1 protein-coding gene is annotated in these 445 nt (G+C 32.8%); it reads left to right on the top strand.

Annotation, left to right across the window (positions count from 1 at the left end; all coding sequences use genetic code 11):
• Positions 1-70 precede the first annotated feature (70 nt).
• The coding region (tnpA, locus tag ACYQ4S_RS12320; protein ID WP_459771461.1) for an IS200/IS605 family transposase at positions 71-445 on the top strand (375 nt) is incomplete at its 3' end.

The raw sequence follows: 445 nt of genomic DNA, 5'->3' as shown, positions 1-445 counted from the left end.
TTTACATCATACCCTATGTGTAGTAAAACGTAAACAGAATACGCTTGATTAGAAGGGATTTGTTGGAAAAATGTTAGTGAAAACAAGAACCAGTGTGTATGATTTTAATTTCCATTTAGTCTGGGTAACAAAATACCGAAAGGAAATTTTTGCAACAGAAGCATTACGTGAAAACATGAAAGAAATATTATTAAAATTAGCAGAAGACAATGATATCGTGATTCAAAATCTTGAAGTATTACCTGACCATATTCATTTAATGATTTCATTTCATCCAAAGCACTCTGCTAGTAAAATCGTTCAAACGTTAAAGGGTGGTTCGGCAAGAATGTGGTTTAAAAAATACCCTGAAACGAAAGAGCAGTTGTGGGGAGGACACTTATGGTCAGGTAGCTACTTTATGTCTACATTAGGGAATGTATCAAAACATATTGTTAAAGAATAT

The sequence above is a fragment of the Alkalibacterium sp. s-m-28 genome (assembly GCF_054658175.1).
This window is presented reverse-complemented; position numbering and strand designations above follow the sequence as displayed.